Annotated in this window: 14 protein-coding genes; 3 read left to right on the top strand and 11 right to left on the bottom strand. The window is 72.1% G+C overall.

Annotation, left to right across the window (positions count from 1 at the left end; translation table 11 throughout):
• Window positions 1-525 precede the first annotated feature (525 nt).
• Entirely contained in the window at window positions 526-1785 is a 1260-nt protein-coding gene (locus tag ABD292_RS01615; protein ID WP_344204659.1) for a lamin tail domain-containing protein, read from the bottom strand.
• 127 nt (window positions 1786-1912) lie between these two features.
• On the opposite strand from ABD292_RS01615, the gene ABD292_RS01610 reads away from it, so the two are divergent.
• Window positions 1913-2131, top strand: coding sequence for a hypothetical protein (locus ABD292_RS01610; RefSeq protein WP_344204658.1), 219 nt, complete (start codon window positions 1913-1915; stop codon window positions 2129-2131).
• Between the two features lie 13 nt (window positions 2132-2144).
• On the opposite strand, the gene ABD292_RS01605 is transcribed toward ABD292_RS01610, so the two are convergent.
• The 4 genes from ABD292_RS01605 to ABD292_RS01590 all read right to left on the bottom strand — a co-directional run bounded on the left by ABD292_RS01605 (window position 2145) and on the right by ABD292_RS01590 (window position 7495).
• Complete coding sequence (locus ABD292_RS01605) at window positions 2145-2780, bottom strand: GOLPH3/VPS74 family protein (protein ID WP_344204657.1); 636 nt, start codon at window positions 2778-2780, stop codon at window positions 2145-2147.
• 10 nt (window positions 2781-2790) lie between these two features.
• A complete protein-coding gene (locus tag ABD292_RS01600; protein WP_344204655.1) occupies window positions 2791-4170 on the bottom strand; it encodes an APC family permease in 1380 nt (459 codons plus the stop codon).
• Window positions 4171-4303: 133 nt separating this feature from the next.
• Complete coding sequence (locus tag ABD292_RS01595) at window positions 4304-5791, bottom strand: multicopper oxidase family protein (RefSeq protein ID WP_371249325.1); 1488 nt, start codon at window positions 5789-5791, stop codon at window positions 4304-4306.
• Between the two features lie 165 nt (window positions 5792-5956).
• Window positions 5957-7495, bottom strand: a complete 1539-nt coding sequence (locus tag ABD292_RS01590) for a M28 family metallopeptidase (protein ID WP_344204653.1) — start codon at window positions 7493-7495, stop codon at window positions 5957-5959.
• Window positions 7496-7592: 97 nt separating this feature from the next.
• On the opposite strand from ABD292_RS01590, the gene ABD292_RS01585 reads away from it, so the two are divergent.
• The gene (locus tag ABD292_RS01585) at window positions 7593-8438 is read left to right on the top strand and encodes an aldo/keto reductase (RefSeq protein ID WP_344204652.1); all 846 of its coding nucleotides are present in this window, start codon (window positions 7593-7595) and stop codon (window positions 8436-8438) included.
• 50 nt (window positions 8439-8488) lie between these two features.
• Here the strand turns inward: ABD292_RS01585 and ABD292_RS01580 are convergent, their stop codons facing one another.
• Window positions 8489-10426, bottom strand: coding sequence for a glycosyl hydrolase family 18 protein (locus ABD292_RS01580; protein WP_344204650.1), 1938 nt, complete (start codon window positions 10424-10426; stop codon window positions 8489-8491).
• Between the two features lie 160 nt (window positions 10427-10586).
• Here ABD292_RS01580 and ABD292_RS01575 point away from each other — a divergent pair, with 160 nt between their 5' ends.
• On the top strand, window positions 10587-10994 hold the full coding sequence (locus ABD292_RS01575) for a RidA family protein (protein ID WP_344204648.1): 408 nt from the start codon (window positions 10587-10589) through the stop codon (window positions 10992-10994).
• A gap of 39 nt (window positions 10995-11033) precedes the next feature.
• Here ABD292_RS01575 and ABD292_RS01570 read toward each other — a convergent pair whose 3' ends face one another.
• The 5 genes from ABD292_RS01570 to ABD292_RS01550 are packed head-to-tail and all read right to left on the bottom strand — an operon-like array spanning window position 11034 to window position 18321.
• The gene (locus tag ABD292_RS01570; protein WP_344204646.1) at window positions 11034-13847 is read right to left on the bottom strand and encodes a DUF5682 family protein; all 2814 of its coding nucleotides are present in this window, start codon (window positions 13845-13847) and stop codon (window positions 11034-11036) included.
• A 26-nt stretch (window positions 13848-13873) separates the two neighbouring features.
• Window positions 13874-14989 carry an ATP-binding protein gene (locus tag ABD292_RS01565; protein ID WP_344204645.1) on the bottom strand — a complete coding sequence of 372 codons (1116 nt, stop codon included), beginning with the start codon at window positions 14987-14989 and terminating at the stop codon, window positions 13874-13876.
• Between the two features lie 11 nt (window positions 14990-15000).
• Window positions 15001-16320, bottom strand: coding sequence for a VWA domain-containing protein (locus ABD292_RS01560; protein WP_344204644.1), 1320 nt, complete (start codon window positions 16318-16320; stop codon window positions 15001-15003).
• Window positions 16317-17801 carry a hypothetical protein gene (locus tag ABD292_RS01555; protein ID WP_344204642.1) on the bottom strand — a complete coding sequence of 495 codons (1485 nt, stop codon included), beginning with the start codon at window positions 17799-17801 and terminating at the stop codon, window positions 16317-16319. The genes ABD292_RS01560 and ABD292_RS01555 overlap by 4 nt, the downstream gene beginning before the upstream one ends.
• A gap of 31 nt (window positions 17802-17832) precedes the next feature.
• Complete coding sequence (locus tag ABD292_RS01550) at window positions 17833-18321, bottom strand: hypothetical protein (protein ID WP_344204641.1); 489 nt, start codon at window positions 18319-18321, stop codon at window positions 17833-17835.
• Between the last annotated feature and the right edge of the window lie 182 nt (window positions 18322-18503).

Here is an 18503-nt window from a genome sequence, read left to right as displayed (position 1 = left end):
GGATGCGCTCGGGTAGGGATGACCCGGCTGTGAGGTGCCGCGGTAGGGGTGCCCGGACCGGGGCGGGTCGGGGAGGGGCTGATGCGACCGTGCCGAACCGGGGAAGGGACGGCCGGGCATGCGCGAGGCGGAAGAGCGCTCCCCGCCCCTGGCCCCACCAGGCCCGGACGCCCCCTGCCCATGGGCGTCAACTCCGGGAACGCCGGTCCCGTGGTCGCCGGGCCTGAGATCGCCGTGCTCGGGGCCGCCGGACCTGGGGCCGCTACGCCCGGAGGTGCCAGATTGAGGGGCACTGGACCCGGGGGCGCTGCGCCCGTCCACGTCCCGCCCGAGGACGCCGGGCCCGTACACGTCCTGCTCGGGGGCGCTGGGCCCGTACACGTCCTGCTCGGAGGGGTCGTGCGCGGCAGGGGTGGGGCATTGGGGACAGTGGGGGAGGGTGGGTGGGGTGGGGGAGCCGCAGTGGGGGCAGAGCCGTTCGCCGTCCGAGTCTTGCACCATGTGCGCCCTCCCCGGGGTCGGAGATCAGCGGCCGAAGCAGATGGTCCGCCCCGCGCGGACCTGGTCGGCCTTGTAGGTGACCTGGTCGATGGTGGTGCCGTCGGCGTCCACGAGGACGAGGCCGCCGCCCTGGTTGCCGAGCCGGAGCGGCCCGCCGAGCGTCACCCGCATCGTCGAGCCGCCCGCGAGAGTGCCGATCAGCCCCATGCGCCCGCCGGACGACCCGGACAGCGACCACCCGGTGAGGTCCACGGTGGCGGGCGTCAGGTTGAGCAGCGTGACGGACTCGCTCCCGTGGTCGGGGCCGCGCGGATCGGGCAGGGCGGCCACGATCAGCACGTCGCCCGCGGCGGTGAACGACGGCCGCACCGGAGCGCCGGGCGGCGCGGGGTCGGGGTCGATGACGAACCGCTCCGGCCACACCGTGAGCTGGATCTGCTGCCCGGAGGCGCGTACGACGTCGTGCAGGTTGCCGTGTTCCAGCGTGTCGAGCAGGAAGAGCTGGTCGTCGCGGTGCACGGGGTCGGCCCGCAGCCAGGTGTCGAAGTGCGAGAGGTCGGTGAACCCCTCGGCGAAGTACGGCACCAGCCGCCGGAACAGCTTCGGCCACAGGACGAGCCGTTCGGCCGCCGCGAGCCCGTCGATCGAGGCCGGACCGCCGGGGTCGCCGGTCGCGCGCGGCCAGATGCCGCCCGGCAGCGCCTTCTGCCGGGCCTGCGCCGACACCTCGGCCAGATGCGTACGCAACTCGCCGGGCAGCGTCGCGTAGAACGCCGGGTAGACCAGCCCGGCGGCGAGCAGCGCGGCGTTCACGGTGTCGTCCACGCCCGCCGCGTCGAGGAACACGGCCGCGCCGTCGGGCCCGGGATGGTCGCCCGCGCGGACGAAGCCGATGAGCCGGCCGTTGGCGTCGACGCCGTTGGTGAGGACATGGCCGCGGAGCTCGTCCTGGTCGGCGGAACGGACCGTGTTGGGCAGGTCGTCCCAGAAGACGACGTTCGTGAAGCCGAGCAGGCGCAGCAGCTCGTCGCGGGCGGCGTACGCGCCGGCGGGCTCCTGGTGGGTCTCGGCGAAGTGGGTCTCCAGCGCGTCCACGGCCTCCAGCCGGACGGACACGCCGCGGCGGCTCAGGGCCGGGGGCCGTCCGGAGTGCCGGGCCAGCCGTTCGACCAGCGCGGGGTTGTCGGGCCTGAACTTGACGGTGTCACCGTCGGGTTCGGGGCCGTGTCGTGGCGAGTCGGGGTAGCGGATGACGAAGACGCCGCGTAACAAGGTATAACTCATCGCAAATCCCCCATGTGCCGGCGACCGGAGCGTAGCTCCCATCCGCGGCCTCGTCCATGACTTCACACAGATCAGCGATGGTCGGCGAGACTTGCTATATATGCCCATAAGGATGGAAGGATCGGACATGGCCGAAGAGCAGGAGATCGTCCAGCCCGGCGGGCCCAGGCAGTCGGACCAGGCCCACGAGGTGGTCGTTTCGCAGGTCCGGGACATCACCCGTGAATCGAAGATCGTCATCGAGGCCGGCGGCGGGGTGGACACCGCCTTCCGCCGGTTGTTCCCGACCACCTACGACGTCACCGTGCACCACCCGGAAGGTCTGGAGACCGGCGAGGACAAGTAGTCTCCGCGGCCGGTCAGCGGTAGACGGCCACCGCGGCCTCCCCGACCAGGCCTTCCACGACGCCGACCAGCTCGGCGACCTCGCGCGAGCTCTCGCGGGCGATCTCGCGCAGCCGGCCGACCAGTTGCCCGGACGGCTGGTCGAGGTAGAGCTCCTCCTCCAGCCGCAGCACCGCGACCAGCCCGCACAGCGCGGCGCAGCGCGCGTCCGGCTGCCGCCAGCCCTCGACGGCCGAGCGGGCGCCGGACGAGGCGCGCACCACCGAGGCGATGTCTGCGGGCTCGTAGCGGGTGGTCGGCAGCACGCCCATCACCCGCCTGGTGGTGCGGCGCAGCACCCCGGAGCCGGTCAGGGCCTCGCGGGTGCGCTCGTAGGCGTCGCCGGCCGCCCTCTTGATCGGCGTACGGACGTCGCCCGGCTCGCCGGCGACGAGCGCGAGCAGGTCGTCGGCGAAGGCGTCGCCGCCACCCGTGGCTGGCACGGAGGCCGCCACCCGGCCCCGGGCGACCGCGACCCGGCCGTCCAGCGCCAGCTCCAGCAGCGCCGCCCCGGCCAGCCCGAGCGCCATCGAGGACGGATGGATGAGCAGTTTCCCGGCCTGGCCGTGCGCGATGAGGTACAGGTCGTGGTGGAGCGGCAGCCGGTCCATGGCGGCGCCGCTAGAACCGGTCGGCGGGCACGCCGCCGAGTACGGGACGGCGGCCGAGCAGATAGAGCACGAGCAGCGCCAGCGCCCCCAGCGCGAGCCAGATCAGCCCGACGACCTGCGCCAGGACGTTCGCGTTGATCACCACGAAGATCAGGATCGCCATGCCGATCAGCGGCGCGGCCAGGTGCGGCCACCACGCCCCCGACCGGCCGCGCACCGTGTAGTGCACGATCACCGACACGTGCAGGACGACGAAGGCCACCATCGCGCCCATGTTGATGAGGCTGCTCAGCACGCCGACGCCGTCGTCCCTGACCGACATCCAGATGCCGAGCCCGACCGACAGCGCCGACACCAGCATGATCGCGTTGGCTGGCACGGAGTGCCGGACCGACACCCTGGCGAGGAACGACGGGAGCTGCCGGTCGCGGGCCATCGCGTACAGCAGGCGCGAGACGGCCACCTGGGCCACCAGCGTGTTGGCCAGCCCCCAGAACAGCGCCGTGGCGATCGAGGTGACGTCGCGCAGCCACTCGCCGCCCGCCACCGCCGCGGCGTCGTAGAAGGCGGTGTCGGAGCCGCTGGTGAGCAACCCGTCCGGATCGGGCACGAGCAGGGCGGCGACCCAGACCTGGGTGATGAACAGCACCCCGGCCAGCACCAGCGCCAGCCGCATGGCCCGGCCGACCTGCTCGGAGCCGCCGGTGGACTCCTCCACCAGCATGCTGATCCCGTCGAAGCCGAGGAAGGACAGCACCGCGACCGAGACCGCGGCGAAGACGATCGGCCAGGAGAAGGTGTCGCCGTTGAACAGCGGCGTCAGGCTGAACCCCCGCCCCTTGCCCTGCAGCAGCGCCCAGATCCCGACCAGCAGGAACAGCGCGAGCACGACCAGCGCCCCGACGATCATCACGCGGGTGAGCCGGATCGTCATGCGGATGCCGCGCAGGTTGATCGTCGTGTTGACGGCCACGAAGCCGATCACCCAGGCCCACACGGGGACGGCCGGGACGACGTCGTTCATGGCGATCGAGGCGACCAGGTAGAGCAGGCTCGGCACGAGGATGTAGTCGAGCAGCACCATCCAGCCGGTGAGGAACCCGACCGGCGGCGCGATGCCGCGCCCCGCGTAGTTGTAGACGGAGCCGGACAGCGGGAACGCCTTGACCATCTGCGCGTACGACGACGCGGTGAACAGCAGGGCGATCATCCCGACGAGGTAGGCCAGCACCGGCATGCCGCCGGATTCGGCGTAGACGATCCCGAAGATCGCGAAGGGCGCGATCGGGACCATGAACACCAGGCCGTAGAAGACGAGGTCGGCCAGCCCGACCCCGCGGTGTAACTCCTGGCGGTAGCCGAACTGTTCGATGCTCTGCTGTGTGCGCACGACCTCTCCATGTCGTCATGCGGCAAGCGCGGGGGGTGACTCGGTGATCCTTCCGCAGCCCGGGGCCACGTCGCAAGGGTCCCCCCTCACCTCACCGCGCCCGGACGCGAGAGGTGAGGCCGTCCGGGACGCGCTAGTGGTGGCCCATGCCCGTGCCGGTGACGGTGACGCTGGCCTGCGGGCCGTAGCCGAGGACGCCCATCATGCCCTGCTCCTGGTGGTACAGGTTGTGGCAGTGGAACATCCACTCGCCGGGGTTGACGGCCTGCACGTCGAACTCGACGCGCTCGCGCGGCTTGACGTTCACGGTGTCCTTGCGCGGCCCGCGCCCGCCCGGCACGTGCACCTGGAACGTGTGCCCGTGCAGGTGCATCGGGTGCCACATGGGCGACAGGTTGTCCAGCACCACCCGTACCGTCTCGCCCCGGTCCACCTGCAGCCGGTACGGGTCCCCCGCCAGCCGGTCGTTCAGCGTCCACTCGTTGCCCGACTCGCGCATGCCGAGCTCCACCAGGACGGTCCGCGAGGGGCGGGGCAGGTTGTCGGCGCGCCGGGGCCGCAGGTCGCGGTAGGCCAGCAGTTGCCCGTCGAGCTGCGAGGGCTGCACGTCCGAGGCCGGGGCGGTCCCGCTCGCCGTGCGCACCAGCGCGAACGCCCGCGCCCCCTTCCCCTCGGCCAGCGCCACCAGCGGGAACACCCCGTCGTCCAGCCGGACCAGGAAGTCGTAGCGCTCGCCCATCCCGATGAGGAACGTGTCCACCGTGACCGGTTTGACGGCGAACCCGTCGGCGTGCGTGACGGTCAGGCGGTGGCCGCCGAGCGCGACGCGGAAGGCGGTGTCGGCGGCCGCGTTGATGACCCGGAACCTGGCCCGCCGCCCAGGCCGCGCGGTGAAGGTCGCCGGCGTCTCAGGGGCGCGCCCGTTGACCAGGTAGAGCGGGTGGCGGACCTCGGCCGTGACGCCGCCGAGCAAGGTGCTGCGCAGCGTGTCGTCGTGGTCGTTGCTGGCGTTGAGCTTCGTCAGCACCTCGTCGGGGGTGCCGAGGATGCCGTCGAGCCAGTCGTCGAGCAGCACGGTGAACTCCACGTCGTAGCTCAGCGGCTCGCGCGGGTCGTGCACCACGAGCGGCCCGTACAGGCCGCGGTCGGCCTGCGTGCCGACGTGCGAGTGGTAGAAGTACGTCCCCGGGTCCGGGACCCGGAAGGCGTAGTCGAACCGGCCGCCCGCCGGGGTGGCCTGCTGGGAGTAGCCGGGCGCGCCGTCCATGCGGTGGGCGATCTGGATGCCGTGCCAGTGCACGGTGGTCGGGTCCGGCAGCCCGTTGACCAGCGGCGCGCGGACCACCCCACCGGCCGTGGCGCTGATCATCGGGCCGGGCAGCATGCCGTTGTAGGTCCAGGTGCTGACCGTGTGCTCGCCCAGGGTCAGCGTCGTGGGCAGGGCGCGCAGCTGCACCGCGCGCGACAGCCCTGCCGAGGAAAGGGGCACGGGAGAAGCCGGGACGGGGTCCGTCTCCGACGGCTTGCCGAGCAGGCGCGCTCCCGCCGCGAAGGCTCCGGTGACGATCAGTCCTCTGCGCGAGACGCGCCTGCGGGACCACCACGTATGTGTCACAAGCATTCTCCCCCCGTTCACTTGGCACGGTAACGGACAGTAACGGGAGAATCGGTGTGCCACGCGGACGGTGGTCGATCGGGAGCGCGGCCCGCAGCCGGTCAGGGTCGGCCACCAGCGGCCGTGGTCGTGGCGGATGGCGGGAACCGGCGTCCCCGCCATCCGCGAAGGTCAGCTCGCCGCGTCGGCGGGCTGGTGGGTGTGCGTGCCGGCGCTCCGCTTCGCCGACGCGGCGCGGGCGGTCCCCGCGGCGCCGATCGAGCCGGTGTCGAAGGCGTAGCGCGCGGTCAGCGTGGCGATGGCGTCGGAGTTGACGTCCAGGGCCTTGTCGTTGATGTTGGCGATGGTGTCGCAGACGCTGTGGTAGCACGGGTCGAGCGGGGCGCCCGCCGTGCCGCCGAAGATCGCGGCCTCCTCGGCCGTCTTCAGCTCCTCAGCGCCGGTGAACAGGCCGCCGGAGGGGATCCCGGCCGCGATGAACGCTCCGTAGTCGGAGCGTCCGGTGAACGCGGTCGCGGTGTACGGCAGCCCGCGCCCGGCGAAGAACTTCTCGAAGTCCTCCTCGATCACGTCCGACCCGGCCGGCCCTGAGGTGCCGAACGCGTCGCCGTCGCCGTCGTAGATGCCGAAGGTGTAGTTCGGCGAGGCGATCATGTCGAAGTTGAGGTAGAGCGCGATCTTGGCGCGCTCGGCCTCCGGCAGGGTGGCCACGTAGTGCTCCGAGCCGAGCAGGCCGAACTCCTCGGCGCCCCAGAAGGCGAAGCGCACCTGGTTCTTCGGCTTGGTCTTGGCGAACTGGAGCGCGACCTCCAGGATGCCGGCGCTGCCCGAGCCGTTGTCGTTGATGCCGGGGCCCTCCTGGACGCCGTCCAGGTGCGCGCCGAGCATGACGACGTTGTTCCTGTCGCCCTTCCTGGTCTGCGCGATCACGTTGTACGTGGTCCGCTGCTCCACCACCGGGTCCCAGTTCATCTGGACCGTGGCGCCCGCGGCCGCGGCCAGCTCCTGGCCGACGGAGAAGCGGGTGAAGAACGACGGGATGGTGACGCCGGGCCCGCTGAGCACCGGGTTGAGGTCCACCTCGGTGCGGCCTTCCTGGCCTTCGTTGAACACGATGGCCGCGGACGCCCCGGCCGCCATGGCGTTGTCCACCTTGACGCGGAAGTTGCAGGTGCCGCGCTGCATGAGCGCCACGTTGCCCGGGACGAAGCCCGCGAAGTCGCTCGCCTCGCAGCCGGACGACGAGGAGTTGGCCGGGCCGGGCGGCAGCACCAGGTCGACGGCCTGGACGGTGCCGCTCGCCGCGCCGGCCGGCGAGTCGCCCATCGCCACGTAGTCCTGGAAGAAGCCGTACGTGTACGTCTTCGCCGGGGCGGGGCTGGTGCGCTTGAGCACGGGCGGGGTGCGGTAGCCGTCGAAGGTGAACTCGAAGGGCTGGATCGTCACCTCGTAGCCGGCGGCGCGCAGCTTGCGCGCCACGTAGTCGCGGGAGGCGTCGAAGCCGGCGCTGCCGGAGACGCGGGTCCCGTCGTTGGCGTCGGCGATGGCCTGGAACGCCTTGAGGTGCTTCTTGACGTTCTTGCCGGTCACGTCCTTGACGAGCTTGCGTACGGCGGCGTCGTCGCGGCCGTGCGCCTGGGCGGGGCCGGCCACGGCTAACGGGAGGAAGACGACCGCGGCCGCCGTGATGGCGCCGAGTAGGGAACGCATGTTTCCGTTGCTCCTCGGTACGTAAGGGGAGACCCGGGTCGAAGATGCGCGCGTGTCCTGAAACTAGTAAGAATCGCCGTAGATAAGAAGATTGGGGATGTCTCTGTTGCATCACGGAACGTTGACCATCGGTGGCCGGACCGTGCACCGCCTGGGATTCGGCGCGATGAGCCTCACCGGCCCCGGCGTGTGGGGGCCGCCCGAGGACCGCGAGGCGTGCGTCCGCGTGCTGCGCCGGGCCGTCGAGCTGGGCGCCGACTTCATCGACACCGCCGACTCCTACGGCCCCTACGTCAATGAGGAGATCATCCGCGAGGCGCTGCACCCGTACCCGGAGCACGTGACGATCGCCACCAAGGCCGGGTTCGTGCGCACCGGGCCGGGGGAGTGGCACCCCGTGGGGCGGCCCGCGTACCTGCGGCAGGAGGTCGAGATGAGCCTGCGCCGGCTCGGCGTGGACCGGCTCGACCTGCTCCAGCTCCACCGCGTCGATCCCGAGGTGCCCCTGGAGGACCAGGTCGGCGAGCTCAAGGCGCTCCGCGACGAGGGCAAGATCGCCGCGATCGGGCTGTCGGAGGTCACCGTCGCGCAACTGGAGCAGGCCCGGCGGGTCGTGGAGATCGCGAGCGTCCAGAACCGTTACAACCTCACCCTGCGGGCCTCGGAGGACGTGCTCGACCACTGTGAGGCGCAGGGCCTCGCCTTCATCGCCTACACCCCCATCGCCAAGGGCCGGCTGGCCGCGCCGGGCGGGCCCGTGGACCACGTGGCCCGCGCCCTCGGGGCCACGCCCGCCCAGGTCAGCCTGGCCTGGCTGCTGGCCCGCTCCCCGGCCCTCGTCGCGATCCCGGGCACCTCGTCCCTCGATCACCTGGAGGAGAACATGGGCGCCGCGGCCGTGTCGCTCACTCCCGAGCAGGTGGCCGAGCTGTCGGCGGCCTGACATGCGGAGACCGGCCCGCCGGGTGGGGCGGGCCGGTCTCGCGGGTCGGATCAGCCGAGGCCGTTCCTCATGGCCGTGAGGAGTTCGGCGTTGGAGGTGTCACCGCTGAGCTCCCAGAAGAACGCGCCGCCGAGGCCCTGGTTCTTCGAGTAGCTCATCTTGCCGCCGATCGTGGCCGGCGTGTCGTAGCTCCACCACTGGTTGCCGCAGTAGGCGTAGGCGGTGCCGGCGACCGTGCCGGTGGACGGGCAGCGGGTCTTGAGCACCTTGTAGTCCTCGATGCCCTGCTCGTACGTGCCCGGCGCCGGGCCTGTGGCGGTGCCGCCCGGCGCGGCCTGCGTGACGCCGGTCCAGCCGCGGCCGTAGAAGCCGATGCCGAGCAGCAGCTTGCTCGACGGCACGCCCTTGCTCTTGAGCTTCTGGATCGCGGCGTCGGAGTAGAAGCCGGCCGTCGGGATGCCGGAGTAGGAGGTGAGCGGGGAGTGCGGGGCCGTCGGGCCCTGCGCGGCGAAGGCGCCGAAGTAGTCGTAGGTCATGACGTTGTACCAGTCGACGTACTGGGCGGCGCCGCCGTAGTCGGCCGCGTCGATCTTGCCGCCGTTGGTGCCGTCGGCGGTGATGGCCGCGGTGACCAGGTTGCCGGAGCCGAAGCGCGAGCGCAGCGCCGACATGAGGTTCCTGAACGCCGCCGGGCCGCTGCTGTCACAGGTGAGGCCGCAGGCGTTCGGGTACTCCCAGTCGATGTCGATGCCGTCGAAGACGTCCGCCCAGCGCGGGTCCTCCACCAGCTTGTAGCAGGAGTCGGCGAACGCGGCCGGGTTCTGCGCGGCCTGGGCGAAGCCGCCGGACCAGGTCCAGCCGCCGAAGGAGAACAGCACCTTCAGGTTCGGGTACTTCTTCTTCAGCTTGCGGAGCTGGTTGAAGCTGCCGCGCAGCGCGCCGGCGTCCCAGGTGTCGGCGACGCCGTCCACGCTCTCGCCCGCCTGGTAGAAGCGGTCGTAGTCGGCGTAGCTGTCGCCGATCGCGCACTGGCCGTTCGTCACGTTGCCGAAGGCGTAGTTGATGTGCGTCAGCTTGGCCGCCGAGCCGCTGGTGTCGATGTTCTTGACGTGGTAGCCGCGCTGGTAGACGCCCCACTGGACGAAGTAGCCGAGCACCTTGTTCCCGCCGCCTCCGGTGCCGGTGGAGGTGGTGGCGGTGACGGCGGCGCTGGCGGCGCTGCGGTTGCCGGCGGCGTCGCGGGCGCGGACGGTGTAGGTGTAGGCGGTGCTCGCGGCGAGACCCGTGTCGGTGTAGGCGGTGTCGGTGACCGTGGTGACGAGGGTGCTGCCTCGGTAGACCTCGTAGCCGGTGACGGCGACGTTGTCGGTGGAGGCGTTCCAGGCGAGCGAGACGCTGTTGCTGGTGACGCCGGTGGAGCGGAGGTTGCCGGGCACCGAGGGCGCGCTGGTGTCCGTGCCGCCGCCGTTCGAGGTGGTGGCGGTGACGGCGGCGCTGGCGGCGCTGCGGTTGCCGGCGGCGTCGCGGGCGCGGACGGTGTAGGTGTAGGCGGTGCTCGCGGTCAGGCCGGTGTCGGTGTAGGTGGTGCCGGTGACCGTGGTGACGAGGGTGCTGCCTCGGTAGACCTCGTAGCCGGTGACGGCGACGTTGTCGGTGGAGGCGTTCCAGGCGAGCGAGACGCTGTTGCTGGTGACGCCGGTCGAGCGGAGGTTGCCGGGCACGGACGGCGCGGTCGTGTCGGTGCCGCCGCCGGTGGAGACCTTCCAGAGGGCGGGGACGTTCGGCGGCTCCCAGCCGGGCTGGGAGGTGTGGCCCTGGAGACAGACGTAGTCGACGCCGTTGTAGGTGACGACCGCGCCGGTGGCGTAGGCGGTCCACGGGGCCCACGCGGCGGCCATGACCATGCCGTAGGCGGCGGGCGGCGCCACGGCGACGGAGGTGAGCGGCAGCGCGAGCGCGGCCAGGCAGGCGAGGATCTTGTTTCTCATGTCGCTCCGACATCCGTTGGGGGGCTTGTTGGGGGGTGGGATGCCAGGAAACTATTAGGAAAGTTTCCTTTTAGTTGTGAGACGACCGTAACCTCAAGCTGCGGAGGGCGTCAATAATTCGCGCGCGAAAATCCCGGCGGGGCCAGTAGGGTCTGGCCGCATGACGCAAGCTGTCCGATTGATCCGGGATGTTGGTCTTGCTCCCGCCGAGTACGCGTACGCCGCTGTCGCCGACGTGCCCGTGCGCGCCGTCTGGGCGGCCGGGGCCTGCCCGCTCGACGCCGACGGCGCGACCGTCTGCCCGGGTGACGTCGCCGGGCAGACCCACCAGGTGATGCGCAACCTCGCCGACGCGCTCGCCGCCGTCGGCGCCACCCTCACCGACCTCGTCAAGACCACCGTGTACGTGGCCTCGACCGACCGCTCCGACCTGGTGACCGCCTGGAAGGTCTACCGCGAGCACATGGACGGGCACGACGTGCCCAGCACTCTCCTCGGCGTGGCGGTGCTCGGCTACCCCGGCCAGCTCGTCGAGGTCGAGGCCACCGCCGTCCTCCCCCTCCCGTAGCCGCCCGCCCCGCCCGGCATCCCGGGCGGGGCGGCACGTTCAACTGAGGAGGGCGGCCAGCGCCTGGGCCGGCTCCGGGTGAGCGGCCACGAGAAGGGCCGCCGGGGACGCGGGCGCGGAGACCGCCTCGTGCCAGACGGGCTCGCAGCCGAGCAGGACCGCCACCGCGTCGCAGGCCGTACGGTGGGCCGACAGCAGCTCGGCGGCCGGACCCGCGGGCGCGGCGGCCGGCCGGGACACGGCCCCGGCGGCAGGGGCCGGACGCGGCGACCAGGGCGGGGTCCAGGAGTCGACCTCGGCCAGCGAGCCGGGGAACGTGCGGCCCGCCTCGCGCACCAGGGCCGGCATCAGCTCCGCGGCCTCGGTGCGCAGCGTCGTGATCAGCTTCGGCAGCCACGGCAGCAGCACCGGGTCGGGCAGCCGCCCGAACGCCTTGGAGATCACCTCCACCACGAACCCCGACAGCGCCGGCACCGGCTCCATGGCCTGGACGAACCCCATGATGTACTGCGGGAACGACGGCACCACCAGCGGGTTGCCCAGCAGCTCCTCGCACCGCTCCCGCAGCTCGGCCACGGTCAGCAGCCCCAGCTGGGTGCGCGCCGCCCACAGCAGCGCCACCTTGGCCGGCGCCTCGGGATGCGACTGCCGCACCGCCAGTTCGAGCTGCGCCCGGTCGCAGCCCAGCGCCAGCGCCAGGCTCTCCATCGAGAACAGGAACCCGAGCATCGCCCCCACCTGCCGCACGCCGGTGTCGTCGTCCACGAACGCCGTCGGCAGGAGCGTGCAGTAGTGGGCGTAGCCGGCGGTGGCGAACTCCTCGCACCAGGCGGGCAGCACGGGCTCGTTCGCCCGGTAGTAGGCCAGCAGCCGGCGGATGCGGCTCAGCACCTCGGGCGCGTCGTCGGCGCTGCGCTCGGCGGACAGCAGCTCCACCGCCCGCGCCCCCAGCTCGTCGGCGAAGCGCCGGCTGCCGAGGTAGAGCACGGCGTCCTCGACCGCCGCCAGCGCGACCGCCGCCGTCGCCTCCGGAGCCCAGACCCGCCGCCGCAGCCGCTGCTCCAGCACCTGCTCGACGGTCACGCCGTCGTAGCCGAGCTCGATGAGCGAGCGCTGGTGCTTGCCGAGCGCGAGGTCCCAGCTCTCCTGGATCGAACGCTCACCGAGCCGCCGCTCGCCCATGATGGGGCGTACGGCCTCGGGCGGCAGCAGGTAGCGCAGCATCCACAGCAGGTCGGAGCAGGGCCGGAGGTCGGGATCGGCGTGCAGGTCGAGCAGGGCCCGCTGGATCGTGCGCTTCTCCAGGTCGAGCCCGAGCGGGGCGAGACGGTCGAGGACGTTCCTGGCCAGCGGCGGCAGGGCGTCGTAGCCGACCGCGCCGACCCGGTCGCTGCCGAGCAGGATCTCGCACAGCCGGGCCACGTCCCTGCGGCCGGGCACGACGTCCTTCTCGATGCAGGTGACGGCCGCGTCCTGGAAGTCGTACGGGGTGGGCCGGGCCCGGCCGCGCATCCCGGCCAGCAGGATCGAGGTCTCGAACACCGCGATCGCGTCCGCCGTGCTGGCGAGGTAGCCGTTGCGGCGGGCCAGCCGGACGATGTCCACGCACCAGCCGAGCAGCTCGGCCTCGTCGAGCGCGTCGAGCACGGGCGGCCGGGACAGGAACCCGGTGAGCCGGTCGGCCGGGGCCGGATCGACGGCGGGGGCCGGCGCGGCCTTGCGGGCCGCCTGCTTGCCCGTGCTCTTCTGCCCCGCGAGCCGGTACGGCGTCAGCCTGTCGCGCTTGACCGCCTTCGCCCACGTCGCCGCCGCGATCGACACCGACCCCGAGGCCAGCCCGAACTGCGCCTCGATGGCCGAGTGGCTGGAGGGGATGAGCCCGTACAGCCAGGTCGTGCCGGTGCGCGGGGTGATCGCGAAGGGGGCGGTGGAGCGCACGCCGAACTGCTCGACGTCGCTGGCGGCGTGGAAGGCGCCGCACACGTACAGGCAGTCGGCGGGGTCGGCCCCGGTGGCGGCGAGGTGCTCGCGCATCCTCGTCCACATGTAGCGCTCGCGGTCCTCGTCGGCCGCCAGCCGGGCCGGGTCGCGGCTCAGCCGGCGGAACAGGCTGCCGATCAGCGTCATCACCTGGCGGTAGGTGTCGTGGTCGGCGCCGGACAGGGGCTGCTCGACGTACTGGTCCCACCACTCCGACCAGTGGCGCACCTTGCCGTGGTGCAGCAGGTGCTCCTCCAGCTCGGCGAAGCGGGGGCGCAGGTCGCCGATCTCGACGCCGATCGCGTCGCCGTGCAGCCCGGCCTCCTCGCCCTGGGGGCGGGCGTGCTCGCCCTCGGGCGCGTCCTCCTTCGCGGCCCACTGGAAGACGTGGTCGGTGGAGCGGTCGACCAGCACCAGCTCCACGCCGGGGGTCTCCAGCGCGTACGCGATCGCCTGGTATTCGGCCGACGCCTCGGTGATCGGCGCCACCACGCTGAGCGGCGCCCACTCCTGGGGGAACCCGTCGAGATGCGTGGCGAACGCCTGCACCGCCACCGGCAACCGGCAGTTGCGCAGCTCGGTGAGCAGCGGCTGAAGGTCCTCGCACAGCTCCAGGTAGATGACCTTCGGCTGCTTGTCGCGCAGCCTGCGCACCATCGCCAGCGCCGAGGCCGGCGAGTGGTGGCAGACCGGGAAGATCTCCAGCTCCTCGCGCAGTGCCCGGTCCACGTCGTCGACCATGCCGGTGAGGACCGCCGAGACGGTGTCGCCGCCGAACTCGCGCGCGGCCTGCGCGAGCTGGTCCCTGAGCGGGCCGAACGCGCCCGCGGGGTCGTCGCGTTCCGCGGGCCCGCTCATGTCGGGCCCGCTCATGTCAGGCCCGCTCAAGTCGGGCCCGCTCAAGACAGTGTCGCGATGGCGTCGCGACCGCCCTCGAGGAACTCCTGCCACGGCCCGCCGTCCTTCTTGCCGCGCGGCTCCACCACGCCGTGCAGGTACTTGTTGAGTATCGCGAGGTCCTCGGGGCTGCGCCGGGCCAGCGAGCCGACCAGCGACCCGGCGAGCGTCTGGGCGCGCAGCACCCGGTCGCCGAAGAAGTGGCTGTGCAGGATGGCGTCCTCCAGCACGCCGATCTGCTCGGCCGTGGACAGCGCCGACTCCAGCCGCTCGTCGTCGCTGGTGGCCGAGGCGGCCGCCGAGCGCAAGTCGGCGAAGCTCTGCAGCAGGATGTCGAGCAGCGTCGGCGGCAGGTCGAGCTCGATCCGGTGCCGCCGCAGCAGCTCTTCGGTACGGAAGCGGACGATCTCCGCCTCGCTGTTCTTGTTGGTCACGACCGGGATGCGCACGAAGTTGAAGCGGCGCTTCAGCGCGGACGACAGGTCGTTGACGCCCCGGTCGCGGCTGTTGGCCGTGGCGATGATGGAGAAGCCGGGCTGGGCGAAGACGATGTTGTCGTCGTCCAGCTCGGGGATGGAGACGTACTTCTCCGACAGGATCGAGATCAGCGCGTCCTGGACGTCGCTGGTCGAACGGGTCAGCTCCTCGAAGCGGCCGATGACGCCGCGCTCCATCGCCGTCATGATCGGCGAGGGGATCATCGACTGGCGCGACTGGCCCTTGGCGATGACCATGGACACGTTCCACGAGTACTTGATGTGGTCCTCGGTCGTGCCGGCGGTGCCCTGGACCACGAGCGTGGAGTTGCGGCAGATCGCCGCGGACAGCAGCTCGGCCAGCCAGCTCTTGCCGGTGCCCGGGTCGCCGATCAGCAGCAGGCCCCGGTCGGAGGCGAGCGTCACGATGCTGCGCTCGACGAAGCTGCGGTCGCCGAACCACTTCTGCGGGATCTCGCGGTCGAGCCCGTCGGCGCGCTCGGAGCCGAGGATGAACAGCCGGATCATCTTGGGGCTGAGCCGCCACGAGAACGGCTTGGGGTTGTCGTCGACGGACTCCAGGTAGTCGAGCTCGTCGGCGTACTTGACCTCTGCGGGGGCGCGCAGCATGTCGTCACTCATCAGGGGGTCTCCTAGGTGAGGAAGTTCTTGAGCTCGAAGACGAGCTTGCGGATGTGGCCGGAGAGCACGGGGGTGCCCAAGTCCTTGAGCTTCTGGCGGTACCACGGGTCCACGCTCTGGTGGCCGGAGCTGTTGACCGAGCCCACGGGGATGAACTTCACCCCGGAGCGGTGGATGGCCTCGAAGTCGGTGATCAGCGAGCGGTTGTCGTAGAAGTCGCTGATCCACACCATGACGGTGTTGCGCGGATCGGCGATCTTGGGGCGGGCCAGCGCCATCGCGACCGTGCCGTCGGTGCCGCCGCCGAGCGTGGTGCGCAGCAGCACCTCGAACGGGTCGGCCACCCACGGGGTCAGGTCGAGCGCCCGGGTGTCGTACGCGACGAGGTGCACGTCCACCTTGGGCAGCCCGGCGAAGATGGAGGCGAGGATCGTGCAGTTGACCATCGCGTCCACCATCGAGCCCGACTGGTCGACGACCACGATCATCCGGGCCGGGGTGGTGCGGCGCGCGGTGTGCTTGTAGAAGAGCCGGTCCACGTAGAGCCGCTGGTCCTCGGGGCTCCAGTTGGTGAGGTTCTTCCAGATGGTCCGGTCGAGGTCGAGGTTGCGGAAGACCCGCTTCGGCGGCACCGACCGGTCGATGACGCCCACGCTGGTCTTCTCGACCTGGGTGCGCAGCACCTGGGCGACCTCGTCCACGAACCTGCGGATCAGCGCCTTGGCGTTGGCCAGCGCCACGCCCGACAGGTTGTGCTTGTCGCGCAGCAGCTGCTCGATGAGCGACATGCTCGGCGTGAGCTGCCGCGCCAGGTTGGGGTCGGCCAGCACCTCGCGCAGGCGCATGCGCTTGACCAGGTCGCCCTCGATCATGGCGAGCACGGCGGCCACCTCGTCGTCGCCGGGGCTGTGGCCCCGCCCGCCGGACTCGGTGCCCCGGCCCCTGCTCAGCCAGCCGGCGTCCCGCTTCCAGCGTTCGAGCTGCTGGGCCGTCACGTTGCCCGAGCCGGTGCAGAAGACGTTGAGCAGCAGCTTGGAGACCAGCGCGGCGCGGCGGACCTCGCCGCCCGCCTCCTGCTCCTTGTCGGACAGCAGGTCGTCGAGCTCGTCGGCGAGCGCGGGGTGGCGCTGGACCAGGGTGTCGACCGAGACGCCCGGGTCGAGCAGCGCGGGCGGCAGGCCGAGGTCCTCGACGACGGCCAGGCTGGACCTCTCCAGCGCGGGCTGCTCGTCGGCGCCGAACAGCCGCGACATGAGCCGCCAGTAGAGGACCTGACGGCGGGTCTCGTCGGGGTGGACCCCCGCGTTGCCGTTCTCGTTGATTTCCGTCATTTGCGCAGCAACCGTCCCGCCCGCTCGCGCAGCACCGCGACCGCGTCGCCGGCCTTGGCCTCGGCCTTGACCACCTTGGGGTCGGTGGGGCCGAGCGCCCAGTCACCGGTGTGCGCGGTGACCGGCTTCTTCTTCACCGTGGCCTGGACGGCGAGCGGCTGCAGCAGCCACCGCCCGTCCCAGCGCACCAGGCCGAGGCAGGCCGAGGAGGCCGCCACCAGCTCGGGCGTCAGCGGGGTGCCGGTCGGCAGCCGGTCGAGGTCGAGCGCGATCCTGCTGCCGCCCAGCTCCAGCGTGCCGCCGTCGACCTTGTAGCCCTCGACCAGCACCGGCTCGGCGATGCGCACAGGGTGGCGGTCGAGCGGCGGGACCGGCGCCGCCTGCGCCGCGCCGAGCAGCACGCGGGCGGTGGTGAACGGGTCGGCCTCCTCGCCCGCGGCGGCCCGGTCGTCGTGCCACACCAGGTCGCCGCCGGGCAGCAGCGGCATGTCCGTGAGGTCGAGCGCGCGGTGCCCGGCGAGCGCGCCGAGCAGCACCGGATGGCCGGACATGAGCCGCCACACGGCCGGGCCGACGATCGTGTCGACCTTGGCGGCGGCGACGCCGGTGCGCACCAGCCGCGCCGGGCCGCCGCCGGCGGGCTCCAGGATGCCGTGCACCTGGACGCGTACCACGGTGGCGTGCTCGTGCACGTCGGCGCCGAGGATCAGCAGCCGGCCCGACACGGGCTCCGCGCCGCCGTGCCAGGGGCCGGACCGGGAAAGGAGCACGCCCCTCGTCCACAGGTCGCCCCAGCGGCGCGCGGGCAGGCGGTCCATCGTGCCCACCGGGCAGGACGCGCGCAGCTCCGCCGCCAGGCCGTCGAGCAGCACCGCGAGGCCACGCAGTGCGGGCACCGCGAGCAGCGCCTCGATCGCCTGGTCGGACGCGGCGACCACGTCGTGGTCGACGCCACGCCAGCCAGCGATGGCCAGCTCCCGCAGCCACGCCCGGCAACCGGCCAGCAGGTTGGCGGGAATCTCCGCGCCGGTCGCAGGGACGGAGCCGGAAGGCGCGGCGCCGGTCGCTGAAGCTGGGTCGGGGGACGTCGCGCCGGCCGCTGGAGCGGAGCCGGGAGGCACGGCGCCGGTCGCCGACGCGGCCTCCCAGGGGGCGCGTTCGCGGCTGAGGGCGGTGTCGAGCCTCGCCAGCAGGGCGTCGTGCACCGCGCCGGTCAGGGCGGCACGCGCGCCGGCCAGCACCGCCAGGTGCTCGTCGCCGATGGAGCCCGCGATCACCTTGTCCACGGCCTCGACGGCCCGTTCGCCGAGCGGCCCGCCGGCCATCGCGCCCGCCAGGGCGGCCAGCGCCGCCGCCGGCTCCTCGCCGATCCTGGCGAAGCCGTGCGCGAGCGCGCCGTCGAACCCGGCCACCAGGCCGAGCGCCTCGTCCACGCCGTCCGGCCCGGCCGCGGTCAGCTCACCGAGCTGTAGGTCGAGCATCAGCCGCTCACCTCGTTCGTCAGCAGGTCGTTCATCGGCGCACCGCTCCCATTGCGGGGAACCAGTGCAGCTCGGCCAGCGGCTCCGTGCTGTCGGGGACCTCCAGGTAGGCCAGGTGGCGCAGGAACCGGCTGAACACGACGGCCGCCGGCGTGCGCTCGACCGGCCCGTTGAGGTTCAGCCCGGTCGAGGGGTCCGCCTCCACCCGCAGGTAGCGGGCCACCCGGTCGAGGCCGTACTGCAGGATCGCCTCGTCGGCCAGCAGGCGTACGTGCTTGCAGGCGTAGCCGTGCAGGGCCCCGCAGGGCCGGTTGTTGTTGGTGCTGCAGCTCATCGCCAGGCTGCCGGCGGTGATGGAGGAGACGTAGACCCGCTCGATGTCGGATCCGCTCGACACGACCCCCTGGAGCCGGCCGTCGGCCAGCTCGACGAAGGGCACCTTGGCCAGCTTGCGCGGCTCGACGGGCGCGACCACCCGCACCACGCTGCGCTGCTCCCACGCGGTTCTGTCCGCGTCCACGGCGTCGTAACCTCCTGCCTCGCCGGTCGCGGGGCAGGCGGGAGTGCCCGCTCCTGCGCGAACGGCTTGATCAACTGATCCGGGAACCTATCGGAGGCGACTGACAGTCCGGGGATGAAATGATCGAAAGCGGTACGACGCCTGTGGACGGGTGATTGTCGATAATATTGTCTGCCTGGTGC

Origin of the sequence: Nonomuraea bangladeshensis (genome assembly GCF_039529455.1) — a bacterium.
GTDB lineage: Bacteria > Actinomycetota > Actinomycetes > Streptosporangiales > Streptosporangiaceae > Nonomuraea > Nonomuraea bangladeshensis.
This window is presented reverse-complemented; position numbering and strand designations above follow the sequence as displayed.